This window comes from Actinosynnema sp. CA-299493 (assembly GCF_050946825.1).
In the GTDB taxonomy this organism is placed as follows: domain Bacteria; phylum Actinomycetota; class Actinomycetes; order Mycobacteriales; family Pseudonocardiaceae; genus Actinosynnema.
In genome coordinates, this window is sequence record NZ_CP191993.1 from 5,145,319 (window position 1) to 5,161,045 (window position 15,727).

Consider the following 15,727-nt stretch of genomic DNA (forward strand, 5'->3'; position numbering starts at 1 on the left):
GATCTGCGCATGAGCCTCGGCGGCCTGCGGTCGGATTTCGTGGCAGTGCTCAGCTCGGCCGAGCAGCGTCGGCGGTGAGGCGTTCGAGGGTGCGCCGGCCCATCCGGCTCAGGGACGGGTTGCTGTCGACGTAGTACCAGACGAGGCCCATCGCCTGCTGGAACGCCCACGCCTTGCCGCGCTCCCACTCCAGGTCGTCGCACCCGAGGTCGGCGCGGAACGCGTGGCGGGGGCCGGTGTCGAGCAGGTGCCAGGCGCCCACCAGGTCCAGGGCCGGGTCGGCCGGGCCCAGGCCGCCGACGTCGAGGATTCCCGCCAGCCGCCCGGCGGACACCAGCGCGTTGCCGGGGATCAGGTCGCCGTGGCACATCACGTCGCCGGTCGCGGGGCGGGGCAGGTTCCGCAGGTCGCCCCACACCCGGCGAAGTCGCGAGACGTCCAGTAGCCGCTCGCTGCGCGCGAAGCAGGTCTCCAGCCACCCGTCGTGCGTGCGGAGATCCCCTCCCCTGCCGTTCCCGCCGAACGTCCGGCCGCGGGTGTCGATCGCGCGCACGCCGGCGACGAACTCGGCCAGGTCGTGCCCGAACCCGACCGACCCGCCCGGGTCCTCGTCGGCGGCCACGACACCGGGCAGCCAGGTCTGCACCGACCACGGGAGCGGGTAGCCGGGGCCGGGCTCACCCGAGGCGACCGGCTCCGGGGTCGGGAAGCGCGTGCGGCCCAGCAGTTCGCGCGCCGCTGCCGCCTCCGACGCCAACCGGCGCCGCACCGACTCGACGTCTCCGGGCACCAGGGGGAAGCGGGCCGCGAACCGGTCGCCGATCCGGAAGATGGCGTTGACCGTGCCCGCGGAGGCGACGGCGGCGATCGGCGCGCTCCGCCACTCGGGGAACTGCTCGTCCACCAACCCGCGCACCACTTCCGGCGAGATGGTCAGCTGGTCCGTGTGCATGTCCACGCCCACAGCGTCACACTCGCGACCCGCTGGGCGAGCCGACGGGCAGCAGGTAGACCAACGTGTCGTCCACGCCGTCCAGCACGAAGACGTCGTGCGCGAGGTCGTCGTAGAACCCGCCGAGCACGCCCAGCGACAGCCCCGCCGACGCGGCGACCAGGGCCAGGTTCTGCGCCAGGTGCCCGGCTTCGGCGAACGCCAGCCTCGCCGCCCGCAGCCCGTAGGTCCGGCGCAGCGGGCCGAACCGCACGTACAGGCCCAGCAGCGCGGGCAGCCCGGCCACCTCCACCCCACCGGGCACGGCCTCCGCCGGGCCGAACCACATCGAGGTCGCCGCCAGCTCCGCCGTGGACGGCGCCGGCGCCACGACGACCAGCCGCCGACCCACCTCGTCGACGTCGTACACCCCGGCGTCGAGCCCCGTCACGTCCAACGCCACCAGCCGCAGCCGTGCGCTGTACCGGGCGCCCGCGCTCGGGTAGGGCCGGTGGCCGTCGTCGAACGCCCCCTGCGCGGTCCACAGCAGCGTGGCCAGCCGCCCGGCATCCAGCGGGCCGCCCAGCTCGGCGCCACGCCCGGTGCGCCGTACCCGCAACGCCTCCACCAGCGAGCCGGAAGGCGCGTCGCCGGGCGGCAGGTCGACGGTGCCCGACCAGAGCGGTGGCGCCTCGACCGCGGCGTCCTCGCGCGGCAGCTGGGAGGTCACGCCCGGCACGAACCTGCTGGCCTCCAGGTACCGGCGGTCCGCAGCGGTCACGCCGTCCTCGTGGAACGGCGCCAGGCCGTCCGGCGCGGCGGCGGTGGCCGCGACCAGCCAGCAGATGGTGCGCTCCTCGTCGGGGCCGATTCCCAGCCGGTTGAGCAGCATGTGCAGCTGCGAGGCCCACACGTACGGCGGCACGTCCGGTCGGACCTGCGCCATCCAGTAGGCCACCACGCCCGTCGCGCCGGTCGACAACCGGTCCCACCGGGCGCTCAGCCCCGCCGCCCACGCCTCGTGCAGGCGGCGCGCGGCGAAGTGGGACGCCGCGGTCGGCGGCGTGGACGGCTCGCGCGCCTGCCGCCACCCCGCGGCCAGCGCCCGCAGCCAGGCCGAGGCGGCGAGCCGGTCCAGCTTCATCGCGAGCGTCGTCGCCATCACCAGCTCCACCGCCGCGTTCACCTTCGCGGTCGGGGTGCGTGCCGTGCGCAGCACGGCCGCCGCGACCTCGGTGCCGCGGCAGAACACGTCCTCGGCCAGCGGCAGCAGTTCCGGACCGCCGTAGCGGTGCACCTCCGGCTCGTACTCGACCTCGCGGACGTCACCGTGCGGCAGCCAGGTGCCCGGTGGGGCGCCGAACGAAGCGTGGAACGCGTCCGGATCCGGCTCCACCACCGGGAAGCCCGCCGCCACGACCAGGTCCCGCAGCTCGGCGGCCAGGCCGACCCGCGCGTCCTTGACCCGCACCCGCAGGTGCGGCCCGGTCTGCCAGTACCGCAGGTAGAACCAGTCGGCGAGCCCACCGCCCGCCCGGTGCGCGTCCAACGCGGGCGCGAGCGCGTCGGCGATGAACGCGTCCACGTGCTCGACCGCCCACGACAACCGCACGTGCAGGCCGGTCCAGGTCATCGCGCCTCCAACGGCGTCAGGTCGTAGGAGAAGCCGGCCCCGCGCGGACGGCCTGCCAGGAGCAGGTAGAGCAGCACGTGCGAAGCGGGCGCGCGGACGGCGGCCTCCAGCGCGCCGTCCGCGGTGCTGCGGGCCGGGCGGCAGAACATCCCGACACCGGCCGCCGCCGTGCAGGCGTGCTGTGCCGCCGCGCCCGCCGCGCGCAGCAACGCCCGGTAGCCGTCCGGGCCGTCGGCGGCCACGGCCGCCGCCGGGTCGCCGGTGGTGACCAGCGCCAGGTTCATCGCGCCCACGTCGATCGTGCCGGGCGGGTGGCCGAACACCTCGCGCACCTGTTCCAGCGCCGCAGCGGCCCCGACCAGGCGCGGTCCGTCCAGCTCGTACCAGCCGTCGGTCACGCCCTCGACGTTGCGCACACCCAGCCGGTGTCGCACGTCGTGGCGCACCGGCGAGCCGGCGGGCGGACGGGTGATCGCCGTGACGAACGCGTGCAGGGCGCTCGTCGGCAGGGGGCGCGAGTCGGCGGAGATGCCCCGGGGGCCGAACCCGGAGCCGCGCACCGGCGACGGACCCGCCGGTAGACCGGTCTCCTGCCACGACGACACGACCACCGCCGTGCCGTCGACGTGAGCCCGCAAGCCCAGTCGTGGCGCGTGCTCGACCAGCGCCGCCGCGACGTGGCCCAGCTCCAGCTCCGTCAGGACGTCGCCGAACTCGCCGTAGCCCTCCGCCAGCCGGTCGCGCCGGCGCACCAGTTCCAGCCGCACCGACCCGCCGGGCACGGGCGGTTCGTCGCCGACCACGATCCGTCGGACCGGGTCCACCGGCCAGCGGCGGGAGCCCACCGCCAGCACGACGTCCACGGTGAACGCGGCGCGGGCCGAGGGGTGGCCGCGGTGGTCGTTGTACTGGTTCCACGGCTCCCACCGCAGCGGCGTCACCACGTCGGCCAGCAGGTGCGCCAGCGCGGACCCGAACCGGCCCTGCGCGGCCAGTGCCGCGAACGGCGTCCGCGGGCCCGGCATCGGCTCGGGACGCGGCGCGGGCCCGGTTTCCACCACCCGGCCGGGTCCGTGCCGGTAGGCGGCGGCCACCGCGTCGGCGGCCGTCACGGGATCGGGTGAGGCAGCAGGGGGCCGGTGCCGTGCGTGCGGGGGTCGAGCCCGCCGAACGTCCTCGGCAGCGTGCCGGGAACGATCACCTCGGCCGAGCGGAAGCCCGACCGGTCCGGCACCACCGGGTCGATCCGATCCACCGCGGTCACCTCCGATTCCAGCGCGGTCCACTCGCGCACGTGCACGCCTCGAAGAACCGCGCTCCCGTCCGGCCGGGCCAACCGCGAGTCCTCGGCGCCGATCCGCACCAGGTCGCCGAGCGCGTGACCGGTCAGCTCCACCACCTTCACCGGCCGACCTCCGGCACCGCGCGGCCCACCACGCCGGCCGCGTCGAGCACCGGTCCCAGGCCCACCGGCTTCACCTCGGCCACGCCCAGCAGACGCCGCAGGTCGTCCTGCAACCCCTCCTCGGCGTCGCGCACGTCCAACGGCCACCGCCGGTCGCGGTCGGTCCACGGCGCTTCGTCGTCGTCCGGCGCGGGCACCGGGGCCGCGCCGGACAGCACGACGGTGTCGGACAGCCCCGCCTGGGCACGGCCGGCGGCGGCCATCGCGGCGAACGCCACCGCGTCGGCCGCCGACGCCTCGACCGCCCACGACAACTCGTGGCCGTCGGCGTGGACGCGGGCGCGCACCACGCGCTCGGCCAGGCGGGTCACCTCGACGGACGCGGGCAGCGCGAAGCGCAGCACCACGGCCTTCCACCAGCGCCGCGCGGTGGGGTCGGTCAGCCACTCGTCCTCGGCCACCGGCGTCCCGCCCAGGCGGCGTGCGGCCGTGCGCAGGGCCAGTCCCTCGGCGTGCCGCCGGTCCGCGCCGAGCACCGCGCCGCCGGGCGCGAGCCGGTGCGCCGCGCGGATCACCGCGTCCAGCCGGGCGGCGCGGTCGGTCGTGCCGAACCCGACCACGTCCCCGGACGCCGCCAGCCGCACCGGCGACTGCGGCAGCGATCCCGGCTCCGGCGCGGCCACGGGTCCCAGTTCGGGGTCGCCCAGGACGCGCACCAGCGTGCCGTCGGGCTCACCGGGGCGCACGGCCGACAACCACGGGTGGTACTCGGCCCGCAACGGGTCCAGTCGCGCCACCAGCACCGGCTGGTGCGGCGGGTCGGGCGGCGGCGAGTCGGACCAGAGGTTCACCACCTCGGTGGACGGGTCCGGCAGCCCGCCCACCGCGCACACCAGCCGGTGCGCGGCGGCCGACCCGACCAGCGCGGCCAGCACCTCCGGCGGTGTGCCGGGCTCGCCGCCCAGCCGCGCGGCCACGGCGGCGGCATCGGCGAGCACGGCGGCGGTCGATCCGGGCCGCACCACGAAACCCACGTCCGCCGCGCACCCGGCGGCAACCGCGTGCCCGGCGGCGACCAGCAGCAGCGGCCCCTCTCCCGGCCGGATCTCGGCCGTCAGCCCGGTGGCCACCAGCGTCCGGTGCGCGGCGGCGGCCGGCGCGCCGGAGCCGACCACGGCGACGGGGGTGGCGCGCATCCGCCGCCACGCCGTCAGCGGCACGGGCGCGACGGACTCCAGCCAACTCGCGACGTCCGGCGGCGGCGCGGGGTCCGTCCCACCGCGGTCGCCCGACCGCACGGCCCACGACGCGGGCACTTCGACCAGCAGGTCGTGCTCGCGCAGTTGGCCGATGATCAGCTCCAGCGCCTTGGCCACCACCGGCGGGGCATCCGCCGGCACCGCCAACCGCGCCGGCGGCACCCCGTCGGTCAGCGGACCCGCCAAGCGCTGCCAGATCGCCCAGAGCCCCTTGCCGCCCCGCAGGGCGAAGGCGGCCCGCCAGCCCCGCACGTGCAGCCCGGTGGCGGTCGGCGTGACGTGCGCGATCGGGCGCAGGCGCAGCAGCACCTCGTCCACCGGGTCGTCCGCTGACTCGGTCGCCGGGATGGTCACCGGGGCGTTCACCGGGATCGTCACCGGGTGGCCTCCGCCATCCGCGCGATGTGCTCGGACCAGCCGACCCCGCTGATCCGCTGCGCGGCCTTCGCGACCAGGCTCGCGGCCAGGTAGCGCTCGACCGGCGTCACGTCGCACACCGAGAGCAGCTGGTAGAGCATGTTGGTGCCGAACCGGTAGACGGTGAACGGCCGCCGGTACAGCGGGTGCTCCAGGTCCACCGCCCGCAACTGCCGGTGGTACTCGCTGTGGTGCTCGCGGTGGTCGGGGTGCCACCGCCGGATGGCCTCCGGCTCCCCCAGCGCCAACGCGCGCTCGCCGTGGCGGGAGTGGTAGCCGCTGGGCAGGTCGCCGTTGTCGTAGACGACCTCGATCAGCTCACGGGCCGCGATCGTCCACGCGGCCCACGGCGTGGTCAGGCGGCCCTCGGCGACGGCCGCGACGGTCTCGGTGACCCCCTCGGCGTTGTCCGCCCACACCTGGTCGAACCGGGACCGCAGGCGGCCGTCCGGGTCGCTGTGCAGCAGGAAGTCCTCCAGGTGGGACTGGAACGAGTGGTAGCCGTGCTCCAGACCACCGGAGTAGCGGCTCGCGTGCGCGGCCATCGCGATCAGCACGGCCCGCACGCGCGTGGTGGCCGTGGTGTCGTCGGCGGCCACCACGTCCCGCACGGCGGGCACACCGAGGCGCAGCACGCGGGCCCGCAGGTCCACCAGGACGTCGGAGCCGAGCAGCTCGCGAATGCCCCGGTAGTCGGTCGGTTCGACCACCACGGTGTTGTCCGGGTGGATCGGCTCGTACGGCGGCGGGACCAGCTCGGCCACGCCGTAGCGGTGCGACCGGGCCAGCAGCTCGTCGTGCGGTGTCCCCGCCGTGGAGGGGTGCGCCACGAGGTGCTCGCGCAGCCGTTCGGCGACCAGGTCGGTCTCCCGGTCCAGGCGCACCCGCAGGTGCGGCCCGTGCAACCAGTGCCGCTCCACGTGGCCACGCGCGCCGGCGGCCTCGGCCTCCGCGAGCGCGGGCAGCACGGCGTCGCGGAGCAGGGGCGCCTTCACCACGTCGTGGTAGTAGCAGACGACATCGGTCACGAGGCCCTCCGATGGGTTTCCGCGATCAGCACGACCCCACCCGCCGCCGGGTGGTCCCGGGCCGGGGACGCCCTCGCGGACGTCCCCGGCGTCGGTGAACCGCGACCGGCCTCAGAAGGTCGGTTGGGGCAACTGCGGCTGGCAGCAACACGAACTGCCGCACGAGGCGCCGATCGACGCGCCGCCCTCGGGCAGCGCGACGGTGTCGCGCATCGTGGTGACGGCGAGGTCGTCGAGGACCAGGTCCTCGGCGTCGAACGTCAAGTCGAACTCGTTCATATCCACCTCCTTATGGGAACGACGAAGCTAAAGTTCGCCGATTCCGGCCAACAAGGGTTTGGCATTCGAGGCTGCGGTCCCGCTTCGGACGCGTGAGGCGCGGTGGTGGACTGCCGTCGAGAATTCCCGCACCCGTCGAATAATGGTGGAAGCCGCCCTCGGTCACACCGTTCACGCAGGTCGGGTGGACGATCCGAGCCGGCGTGGGCGCCCGTCCGCATCCGGGCGACCCCCGTTCGACCCGGTCGAGGCGCCACTGCGCGAGGTCGGCTCACCGCCGGTCGGCCGCAGCCGGTGCGCCACGCCCCCGCCGCGACGGTGCGGGCTGCCGAACCGCCGGCCCCGGTCACGCTCGCCTCCGCCGATTTCCAGGACCGGTGAACCACGCTTCGCCGCTCGGCGGGGTCGTCGACCTACCTGACCCGTCGGAGCGACTTCTCCCGGCGTTCGGCCACGCTCGACCCCGACTCCCGACGGGCCGTCCGGCGCAGCACGGCCGGCGCCAGGACCAGGCCGACGACCGCCCACGCGACCAGCACGCCGACGGTTTCCAGGTGCCGCCAGGACTGGCCGACCTCCACGGCCACGGCCGCGTCGGGCAGGAGCGCCGAGCGCATGCCGAGGCCGAGCCAGTAGACCGGGAACACCTGGGCGACCCACTGCACCCAGCCCGGCAGGACCGTGACCGGGTAGAAGACGCCCGAGATCGCGATCATGGCGAGGATCGGCAGGATGAGCAGGCCCTGGGCGCGTGCGCTGGAGAACACCGAGCCGAGCACCGCGCCGATGGGCAGGGCGGCGAGCACGCCGAGCACCAGCACCCAGGCCACGGTCAGCCACGCCTCGGCGCTGCCGGTGACCAGGCCGGACACGAGGAACGCGCCCGGGATCAGGAAGATCGACAGCTGCACGACGAGGCCGCCGGCCACGGACACGACCTTGCCGACCAGGTAGCCGAGCACCCCGTTCGGCGTGGCCTTGGCCCGCAGCAGCGTGCCGTCCTCGCGGTCGGCGGTGAGCAGTTGGCTCATGGTGACCATCGACATCGCGGCGTTCATGCCGAGGATGCCCGGCAGCGCGAGGGCGCCGACGGAGAACCCGGTCCGCCCGAACGACACGTCACGCAGGAAGAACGTGACCACGAGCATCAGCACGGGCCAGAACGCGTGGTTCCACAGGTCCGCGCCGTTGGTCAGCGACTGCCGCAGCTCGATCAGGCCCCGCTGCCTGCCCGCGCGCAACGCGGTGGTGATCGGGTTCACCGGGCCGCTCCTCCCGCCTCGACCCGGCGCACCAGCGACAGGTAGGTGTCCTCCAGCGAGGCCCGGCGGACCTCCAGGTCGGTGATCCCGTCACCGTGGCGGCGGAACAGGTCGTGCACGAACCCCGTGGACTCCCGCACGTGCCGCACGTGCCGCTGCCCGGCGTGGGTCCAGCGGACCTCGTCCTCGCCCGCGATGCGCTGCGCCAGCTCGTCGGCCGTGCCGTCGGCGACGACCCGGCCGCCGTCGAGGACGACGATGCGGTCGGCGAGCTTCTCGGCTTCGTCCAGGTCGTGCGTGGTGAGCAGGATCGTCGTCGACTCCCGGGCCGCGAGCCGGTGCACGAGCTCGTGGAACTCCCGCCGCGCGACCGGGTCGAACCCGGTGGTCGGCTCGTCCAGGAACAGCAGCTCGGGCCGGCCGACGATGCCGACGGCGACGTCCAGCCTGCGACGCTGGCCGCCGGACAGCGTGCGGATCTTCGCGTTCGCCCGCGAGGTCAGGCCGACGGCCGCGACCAGGTCGTCCGGGTCCCACGGTCGGGACACCTGGTCGGTGGCGTAGCACGAGTAGTAGACGCCGAGGTGCTGGAGCAGTTCGCGGACGCGCCACTTGCCGTGGTCGCGCCAGGACTGCAGGACGACGCCGACGCGGGCTCGCCACTCCTCGTCGGCGTGGGCCGGGTCGACGCCGAGCACCGACACCCGCCCCGCCGAGCGCATCCGGAACCCCTCCAGGATCTCGATCGTCGTGGTCTTGCCCGCGCCGTTCGGGCCGAGCAGCGCCAGCACCTCGCCGTGGCGGACCTGGAACGTGACGTCGTGCAGGACGTCGGTCGTGCCGTAGCGCATCCGCAGACCGTCGACGTCGAGCACGACTCGCTCGCTCGCCATTCCTCCCCCTGACTTCCGGTCGATCTTCACGAGGGAGCGAAAGCTACGTTGCCTTTTGTGCGCCGGCAATGTCCGAAGTGGCACTTCAAGGGTTTTACCTGGTATTCGAGTTCCGATCATTGCACCCGCCCTGGCGGTGAACGCAATGATCCGGCCGGGCTCGTTGCACCGTGCTGCCGGTGAACGCACACTGGCGTCAGCGACGAGAAGAGGACGGGCGATGCCGGGTGGCAGGCTGACCGACGAGGACCGCCGTGACATCGCGTCGGGGTTGACGCGCGGTCTGGGGTATGCCGAGATCGCGCGGCGGCTGGGCAGGCCGACGTCCACCGTCACCCGTGAGGTGGGCCGCAACGGCGGTCCCCGTGACTACCGGGCCGACCGCGCGCACCAGGCGGCGCGGCGACGTGCCCGCCGGCGCAGGTCCACCGTGCCCCACGAACAGCCCGCCGCCGTCGTCGGTGCGGAAGGCCGCGACCCGGCGGCGGTGCCGGCGTTCGTGGAGGAGTTCGCCGGGCTGATGGTGCTGATGGGGTTGCCGCGCATGGCCGCCCGCGTGCTGGCGAGCCTGGTCACGACCGACGCCGGCGCGCTGACCGCGGCCGAGTTGGCCGGCGGGCTGCGGGTCAGCCCGGCGTCGGTCTCCAAAGCGGTCGGCTACCTCGAAGGGCTGGAGATCCTGCGCCGCGAACGCGACGCCCGGCGGCGGGAGCGGTACTTCGTCGACGACGACGTGTGGTTGCGGACCTGGCTGACGAGCGCCCGGACCAACGCGATGCTCGCCGACACGGCCCGACGCGGGGTCGAGGTCCTCGATCCCGCCACGCCCGCCGGCGCTCGGATGGACCGGATGGGCCGGTTCTTCGCCCAGCTCGGCGACGACATGTCCGGCGGGCCCGGCTCGGTCTCCGGTGACGTGGTGACCGTGTTGGGCGCGCTCGTCCGCGCCGTCACCCCGGACCTCGCGGACCGCCTCGCCGACGGGCTGGGCTGGCCGCCGGACCGCGTCACCGAGGCGCTGCGCGACGCCGGGCAGGTGACGCGGTAGGGCGTTGATCTCTGCGGTTACGATGGCCGCATGGCCCTGATCCACCGAGCGACGGTGACCCCCGGCAAGGTCGAGCTGCTGGCCGGCTGGCTGCCCGGCCGCGACTGGCACACCGGGCCGACCGGCGAGGTGACGCGGGTGGCGAGCTACCGCTTCGACGACCCGGCCGGCGAGGTCGGGATCGAGACCCTGCTGGTGCGGGTCGGCGACGGGCCGGTGCTCCAAGTGCCCCTCACCTACCGCGACGCGCCGTTGGCCGGTGGCGACGAGTGGCTGATCGGCACCACCGAGCACTCGGTGCTGGGCAAGCGCTGGGTCTACGACGCGTTCGGCGACCCGGTGTACGTGGCGGCGCTCGCGGAGGCGATCCTCACCGGGGCCGGCCAGGTCGAGGAGTTCGTGCAGCTCGATGACCGGCTCGAACGCCGCGACCCCAACATGGGCATCGCCGTGACCGGGCACGGGCAGGGCGTGGCGCCCGCCGCGGGTGCGGTCGAGCGCGTGACCGAGGACGACCCGACGCTGGTCGTGACGGCGACCGTCGAGTTGGTCGTCCGCCGTCGCCTCGACACCGGCGGCGACCTCACCGGCGCCGTCCTGACCGGCACGTGGGCCGGCCAGGAGACACCGGTGCCGCTGGCCTCCGCGACGCCGCGCTGAGCCCGGTCAGTCCTTCCAGGGCATCTCGTCGCGCAGTCCTTCGTGGATCGCGTAGGCGTTCTTCACCGCCGCCTTGAGCGCGCCTTCCACCCACCGCCGGTGCCGCCGGTCGCACGCGTCGTTGGCGAACCACACCCGGTTCACCGGCCTGATCACGTCCTCGTAGAACGTCTCGCTCATCTCGAACGCCCGGAACAGCGGGCCGATGCCGCACGCGAACCAGTCGAGCGCCCAGTCCTTGTAGACGCCGAACTCGAACGTGTCACGGGCCTCCGGGTGGATCTTGACCAGGTCCTCCAACGCCTGCATCACGCTCTCCTCGCCGGCCAGCGGCGTGTACGGCATGCTGTCCTGCTCCCAGCAGTACGACGCGATCATCACGCCCTTGCGGTACCGGGTGTCCTGACCGGCCGGCGGGTAGACGATGTTGCGGATCGCCAGGTCGGTCACCGTGAGGCCGTGCGTGATGCCGTACGAGGTCTCCCACCACCGTTCGCTGAACTGCATGAACAGCTTGTGCGCCCGGCCGTAGTAGGTGTTGCGGATGGCGTACCACTTGTCCGGGTCGAGGCCCTCGATCTCCATGTGGCGCAGGCTCGCGAACGGCACCGTCACGATGCACTCGTCCGCCTCGACCGTCTGCGTGCGACGGCCGGCGCGGTAGTGCACCCGGACCCCGCTGTCGTCCTGGTCGACGCCGTGCACCAGAGCGCCGAGCCGGATGTCGTCCATCAGCAGCGACTCGTACGCGCGCGGCAGCGAGTCGGCGCCGTCGACGATGTAGACGAGGTGGCCGAAGACGTCCTCGTAGAAGTGGGAGAACCACTCGACCAGGGAGAAGTGGTAGCGGCCCTCCAGGTTGAACAGCGGCCCGAGCATGGACAGCGCGCCGTCGCTGAGGCCGCGCTCCTTGAGGTAGCCGAGCAGCGTGTACCGGTCGTAGTCGGTCAGCAGGCGGTGCCACGCCTTGGCCTCGTCCTCCTGCTCCATGATGTCGATCAGCGGCTGCACGGTGTGCCGCAGCAGGTCGTGCGGTGATCTCACCGCCTCGTCCGATCGCAGGTCGAACGAGAACTGGTCGGCGCTGAAGTCCCGCCGCCGGACGCCCTTCCCCTGGAGGTACACGAACGTGTCCTCGTCGTACATGGGGAACGGTTTGGTGGCGAGCTTGAACCTCTCCTCGATCAGCCACGACACGAGCGGGTGCTGCTGCGGGAACCGCATCGCGCCGAACTCGCCGTACATGTCCCCGGCGAAACCGCGGTGGGTGAGGATGCGCCCGCCCAACCGGTTCTGGCCTTCTAGGATCGTCACCTCGTGGCCGGCTTCCTTCAACAGCATGGCCGCGGTCAGCCCGGCCATTCCCGCACCGACGACGACGATGCGCCGCCGTGGCGCGGAACTGTCCGGCAAGCCTTGTTTGAGCAGTTCGAGAACGTCCAACGGCATCGGGACCCACCTACATCCGGTCGAACCGCGGTCGTGCCGCGGACTGTGTGACAGAAGAGGTGGCCATCCTCGGTAATCCGACCGTACTCGGCTCCAAACCCGTGGCCAACGCCCTGATGGGGTGAGGCAGAACGTCGCCGAATGCGCTGAATCCGGTGCTGGAAGCGCGGAATTGCAGGGTCGTGAGGTGTCGGGCTACGGCCGAATGGGGTGGTCCGGCCACTCTGTCGAGTGACTATTCCGACGAAGTGCGGAGCGCACATCACCCACCGCCTGCCACTCAGGTCCACATCGGACTCGCGGTGCCCGGGTGGGCCACCACGGCGGCGGCGGAGCAGACCGGGGGTCGAGCGACGCTTGCCACTTGACCCGAAGAGTTCTAGAGTTCTAGAAGTGTCAGTCGATGAGGTGCTGAGGACCGGCGGGATGCGCGCACCCGACGCGGCCGGTCGGTTCGGGAGGTTCGGCGGGCGTTACCTGCCGGAGGCGCTCGTGCCCGCCGCACGGGCGGTGGAGGCGGAGTTCCGCGAGGCGTGGGCCGATGCCGCGTTCACGGCGGAGTACCGGCGGTTGCTCACGACGTACGTGGGCCGGCCGACGCCGTTGACGGAGTGCTCGCGGCTGTCCGGGGCGCTGGGCGTGCGGGTCCTGCTGAAGCGCGAGGACCTGGCGCACACCGGGTCCCACAAGATCAACAACGTGCTCGGCCAGGCGTTGCTCGCCCGGCGGATGGGCAAGCGGAAGCTGATCGCGGAGACGGGGGCCGGGCAGCACGGCGTGGCCACGGCCACCGCGGCGGCGCTGCTGGGACTGGACTGCACCGTCTACATGGGACACACGGACGTCCGGCGGCAGGCGGCGAACGTGTTCCGGATGGAGCTGCTCGGCGCCGACGTGGTGCCGGTGACGTCGGCGAGCGGTGTCGGCACGTTGAAGGAGGCGACCAACGGTGCGTTGCGCGCGTGGGTGAACGAGACCGAGGACGCGCACTACTGCGTCGGCTCCACGATGGGCCCGCACCCGTACCCCTGGGTGGTGCGGGAGTTCCAGCGCGTCATCGGTGACGAGGCACGCGCCCAGTGCGCCGAACTGCTGCCCGCGGCGTTGCCGGACGTCGTGGTGGCGTGCGTGGGCGGTGGGTCGAACGCCGCGGGGACGTTCGCCGGGTTCGTGGACACGCCGGTCCGGCTGGTGGGCGTGGAGGCGGCGGGTGGCAGCGCGGTCGGGAAGGGGAAGCTCGGCGTGCTGCACGGGTTCATGTCGCACTTCCTGCAGGACGACGACAGCCAGGTGCTCGAAGCGGAGTCGATCTCGGCCGGGCTGGACTACCCCGGCGTCGGGCCGGAGCACGTGCACCTCGCGGAGACCGGGCGGGCGCACTACACGAGCGTGACCGACGAGCAGGCGCTGCGGGCGTTGAAGCTCGTGACCAGGACCGAGGGCATCCTCCCGGCGCTCGAATCGGCGCACGCCCTGGCGTGGGTGGTCGACGCCGCCGCGACCGGCGAGCTGGCGGCCGGGTCGACGGTGCTGGTCACGTTGTCCGGCCGTGGTGACAAGGACGTCCAGCAGATCAGGGAGCACCTGCGATGAGCGTGTTGGAACGGCGTTTGCGGGAGGCGCGCGGGCCGCTGTTGATCCCGTACGTGATGGCCGGTGTCGTGCCCGGTTGGCTCGACCTGGTGCGGGGCGCGGCGGAGGCGGGCGCGGACGCGGTCGAGATCGGCCTGCCGGTCTCCGACCCTATGCTGGACGGGCCGACGGTGCAGCGGGCGGCCGCCCTGTCGGCCGCTCGTGGTGGCCGGCCGAGGCCGTTGTTGGACGAGCTGGCCGAGCTGGACGTCGACGTGCCGCTGGTCGTCATGACCTACGCGAACGTGGCGATGACGTTGACCCCCGAACGTGGCGTGAGCGGGTTCCTCGACCACCTGGCGTCGGTCGGCGTGCGCGGGGTGATCGTGCCGGACCTACCGCTGGAGGAGTCGGCGGAGTACCGGGCGAGTGCGGCGCGGGCCGGGGTCGCGGCGGTGCTGCTGGCCGCGCCGTCGTGCGACGACGACCGGTGCCGTGAGATCGCACGGGCGTCGTCCGGGTTCGTGTACTGCATGAGCTCGATGCGGATCACCGGCGAACGCGCCGACCTCGCCACGACGGCGCGGCAGACCGCACGGCGGTTGAAGGGGATGACCGGGCTGCCGGTGGTGACCGGGTTCGGCATCTCGACGGTCGAGCACGCGCTGGAGGCCTGCGCGGACGCCGACGGTGTGGTGATCGGCTCGGTGCTGATGCGGATGCTGGTCGACGGCGCGCCGGTCGCCGACGTCGTGGACGAGGTGGCCGCGTACCGCCGGGCGCTATCCTCCGTCGGAGGTTGAGAGTCGGGGGTTCCCACCGGTGGACGACGGGCGGCGCACGGGCCGCGGGCACGGGCCGCGCGTGCCCAAGTACCTGGCGATCTACCGGGTGCTGGCCGACCGGATCGCGGACGGTCGGTACCCGGCGGACGCGCCGCTGCCCGCGCAGCGGGAGCTGGGCGAGGAGTTCGACGTCTCGTTGATGACGGTGCGGCAGGCCATCCAGGCGTTGGAGTCGGACGGGCTGCTCGAGACGCGGCACGGCGTCGGCACGTTCGCGCGGCGGCCCGCGTTCGCCTACGGCCTCACGGGGTTGCGGAGCCTGTCGCAGGACCTGGTCGAGCAGGGCATCGAGCTGGAGACCGAGGTGCTGGGCGCGCGGCTCGTCGTGCCGCCCGGTGACGTGGGCGCGCGGTTGGGCATCCAGGCGGAAGACCGGGTGCTGGCGGTCGAGAGGCTGCGCAGCACCCGGCCCTCCCCCGGCGCGTCCGTCCCGCTGCTGCTCCAGACGTCCTACCTGCCGGCAGGGGTCGTCGACGACGTGGAGACCCTGCGCCACCGGTCGCTGTACCGGCTCCTGGAGGAGTCGGGGCGACCGGTGCGGCAGGCCAGCGAGACGATCCAGGCGGTGGCGCTGACCGCCGAGCAGGCCCGGCTGCTCCGGCGCGAGCCCGGCTCACCGGCCCTGTTGAGCAGCCGGCTCAGCCGGGGCGAGGACGGCACGCCGTTGGTGGACGACCGCGCGCTGCTCGTCGGCGACACGGTGATCACCGCGGAACGCGCGGTGACCGGGACGAACCTCGCCTACGAACACCGATGACGACGACCGCTGCCCCGGCCGGCACGGCGCTGACCCACGGCGCGGCCGAGGTCGGCGTGCGCGATCAGGTGCGTGCGCGTGCCGACCGCCGACGAGGCGATCGCGATCAGGACCGGTGGGTCACCGGCCGGTCGGCTCGCCGCCGGCGATCGGCGGCTCCGCTCTGTCCGACTCGGGGCTGGCCACCCGACGAACCGTAGTCACCGCACCGCCCGGCCACCAACGTCATTTCGCCCACGGCGCGGCGTCGGGATCCGGGTGGTTCCGCCATCGCCGCGGGCTGCGGATG

Annotated in this window: 15 protein-coding genes; 5 read left to right on the plus strand and 10 right to left on the minus strand. The window is 73.7% G+C overall.

What is annotated here, in order from left to right:
* Positions 1 to 49 precede the first annotated feature (49 nt).
* The 9 genes from ACQPYE_RS21375 to ACQPYE_RS21415 all read right to left on the minus strand — a co-directional run bounded on the left by ACQPYE_RS21375 (position 50) and on the right by ACQPYE_RS21415 (position 9,107).
* A complete protein-coding gene (locus ACQPYE_RS21375; RefSeq protein ID WP_498722957.1) occupies positions 50 to 952 on the minus strand; it encodes an aminoglycoside phosphotransferase family protein in 903 nt (300 codons plus the stop codon).
* Positions 953 to 968: 16 nt separating this feature from the next.
* Positions 969 to 2,564: a thiopeptide-type bacteriocin biosynthesis protein gene (locus ACQPYE_RS21380; RefSeq protein ID WP_498713778.1), complete on the minus strand. Its 1,596-nt coding sequence runs from the start codon at positions 2,562 to 2,564 to the stop codon at positions 969 to 971.
* Positions 2,561 to 3,676: a hypothetical protein gene (locus tag ACQPYE_RS21385; RefSeq protein WP_498713780.1), complete on the minus strand. Its 1,116-nt coding sequence runs from the start codon at positions 3,674 to 3,676 to the stop codon at positions 2,561 to 2,563. The genes ACQPYE_RS21380 and ACQPYE_RS21385 overlap by 4 nt, the downstream gene beginning before the upstream one ends.
* Positions 3,673 to 3,969: a hypothetical protein gene (locus ACQPYE_RS21390; RefSeq protein WP_498713782.1), complete on the minus strand. Its 297-nt coding sequence runs from the start codon at positions 3,967 to 3,969 to the stop codon at positions 3,673 to 3,675. Before ACQPYE_RS21390 ends, ACQPYE_RS21385 begins: the two co-directional genes overlap by 4 nt.
* Positions 3,966 to 5,606 carry a hypothetical protein gene (locus ACQPYE_RS21395; RefSeq protein ID WP_498713783.1) on the minus strand — a complete coding sequence of 547 codons (1,641 nt, stop codon included), beginning with the start codon at positions 5,604 to 5,606 and terminating at the stop codon, positions 3,966 to 3,968. Before ACQPYE_RS21395 ends, ACQPYE_RS21390 begins: the two co-directional genes overlap by 4 nt.
* Positions 5,603 to 6,673 (minus strand): lantibiotic dehydratase C-terminal domain-containing protein, encoded by a 1,071-nt coding sequence (locus tag ACQPYE_RS21400; protein ID WP_498713785.1) that lies wholly within the window; start codon positions 6,671 to 6,673, stop codon positions 5,603 to 5,605. Before ACQPYE_RS21400 ends, ACQPYE_RS21395 begins: the two co-directional genes overlap by 4 nt.
* Positions 6,674 to 6,784: 111 nt before the next feature.
* Positions 6,785 to 6,952 (minus strand): thiazolylpeptide-type bacteriocin, encoded by a 168-nt coding sequence (locus tag ACQPYE_RS21405; protein WP_498713787.1) that lies wholly within the window; start codon positions 6,950 to 6,952, stop codon positions 6,785 to 6,787.
* 413 nt (positions 6,953 to 7,365) lie between these two features.
* Positions 7,366 to 8,214 (minus strand): ABC transporter permease, encoded by an 849-nt coding sequence (locus tag ACQPYE_RS21410; protein WP_498713789.1) that lies wholly within the window; start codon positions 8,212 to 8,214, stop codon positions 7,366 to 7,368.
* Positions 8,211 to 9,107 carry an ATP-binding cassette domain-containing protein gene (locus tag ACQPYE_RS21415; protein ID WP_498713791.1) on the minus strand — a complete coding sequence of 299 codons (897 nt, stop codon included), beginning with the start codon at positions 9,105 to 9,107 and terminating at the stop codon, positions 8,211 to 8,213. The genes ACQPYE_RS21410 and ACQPYE_RS21415 overlap by 4 nt, the downstream gene beginning before the upstream one ends.
* 220 nt (positions 9,108 to 9,327) lie before the next feature.
* On the opposite strand from ACQPYE_RS21415, the gene ACQPYE_RS21420 reads away from it, so the two are divergent.
* The gene (locus ACQPYE_RS21420) at positions 9,328 to 10,155 is read left to right on the plus strand and encodes a GbsR/MarR family transcriptional regulator (protein ID WP_498713794.1); all 828 of its coding nucleotides are present in this window, start codon (positions 9,328 to 9,330) and stop codon (positions 10,153 to 10,155) included.
* 30 nt (positions 10,156 to 10,185) lie between these two features.
* A complete protein-coding gene (locus tag ACQPYE_RS21425; protein WP_498713796.1) occupies positions 10,186 to 10,815 on the plus strand; it encodes a CG0192-related protein in 630 nt (209 codons plus the stop codon).
* A gap of 6 nt (positions 10,816 to 10,821) precedes the next feature.
* Here the strand turns inward: ACQPYE_RS21425 and ACQPYE_RS21430 are convergent, their stop codons facing one another.
* Positions 10,822 to 12,264, minus strand: a complete 1,443-nt coding sequence (locus ACQPYE_RS21430) for a flavin monoamine oxidase family protein (RefSeq protein ID WP_498713798.1) — start codon at positions 12,262 to 12,264, stop codon at positions 10,822 to 10,824.
* 426 nt (positions 12,265 to 12,690) lie between these two features.
* Here ACQPYE_RS21430 and trpB point away from each other — a divergent pair, with 426 nt between their 5' ends.
* The 3 genes from trpB to ACQPYE_RS21445 are packed head-to-tail and all read left to right on the plus strand — an operon-like array spanning position 12,691 to position 15,438.
* Complete coding sequence (gene trpB, locus ACQPYE_RS21435; RefSeq protein WP_498722958.1) at positions 12,691 to 13,857, plus strand: tryptophan synthase subunit beta; 1,167 nt, start codon at positions 12,691 to 12,693, stop codon at positions 13,855 to 13,857.
* Positions 13,854 to 14,639: a tryptophan synthase subunit alpha gene (gene trpA / locus ACQPYE_RS21440; protein ID WP_498713802.1), complete on the plus strand. Its 786-nt coding sequence runs from the start codon at positions 13,854 to 13,856 to the stop codon at positions 14,637 to 14,639. The genes trpB and trpA overlap by 4 nt, the downstream gene beginning before the upstream one ends.
* A 19-nt stretch (positions 14,640 to 14,658) precedes the next feature.
* Positions 14,659 to 15,438: a GntR family transcriptional regulator gene (locus ACQPYE_RS21445; protein WP_498713803.1), complete on the plus strand. Its 780-nt coding sequence runs from the start codon at positions 14,659 to 14,661 to the stop codon at positions 15,436 to 15,438.
* Positions 15,439 to 15,727: the final 289 nt, after the last annotated feature.

Bases quoted from the DNA above. Each gene is read 5' to 3' on its own strand.
- ACQPYE_RS21375 (WP_498722957.1), bottom strand. From the start codon at position 952: ATGCACACGGACCAGCTGACCATCTCGCCGGAAGTGGTGCGCGGGTTG.
- ACQPYE_RS21380 (WP_498713778.1), bottom strand. From the start codon at position 2,564: ATGACCTGGACCGGCCTGCACGTGCGGTTGTCGTGGGCGGTCGAGCAC.
- trpB (WP_498722958.1), top strand. From the start codon at position 12,691: ATGCGCGCACCCGACGCGGCCGGTCGGTTCGGGAGGTTCGGCGGGCGT.
- ACQPYE_RS21415 (WP_498713791.1), bottom strand. From the start codon at position 9,107: ATGGCGAGCGAGCGAGTCGTGCTCGACGTCGACGGTCTGCGGATGCGC.
- ACQPYE_RS21425 (WP_498713796.1), top strand. From the start codon at position 10,186: ATGGCCCTGATCCACCGAGCGACGGTGACCCCCGGCAAGGTCGAGCTG.
- ACQPYE_RS21430 (WP_498713798.1), bottom strand. From the start codon at position 12,264: ATGCCGTTGGACGTTCTCGAACTGCTCAAACAAGGCTTGCCGGACAGT.
- ACQPYE_RS21420 (WP_498713794.1), top strand. From the start codon at position 9,328: ATGCCGGGTGGCAGGCTGACCGACGAGGACCGCCGTGACATCGCGTCG.
- trpA (WP_498713802.1), top strand. From the start codon at position 13,854: ATGAGCGTGTTGGAACGGCGTTTGCGGGAGGCGCGCGGGCCGCTGTTG.
- ACQPYE_RS21405 (WP_498713787.1), bottom strand. From the start codon at position 6,952: ATGAACGAGTTCGACTTGACGTTCGACGCCGAGGACCTGGTCCTCGAC.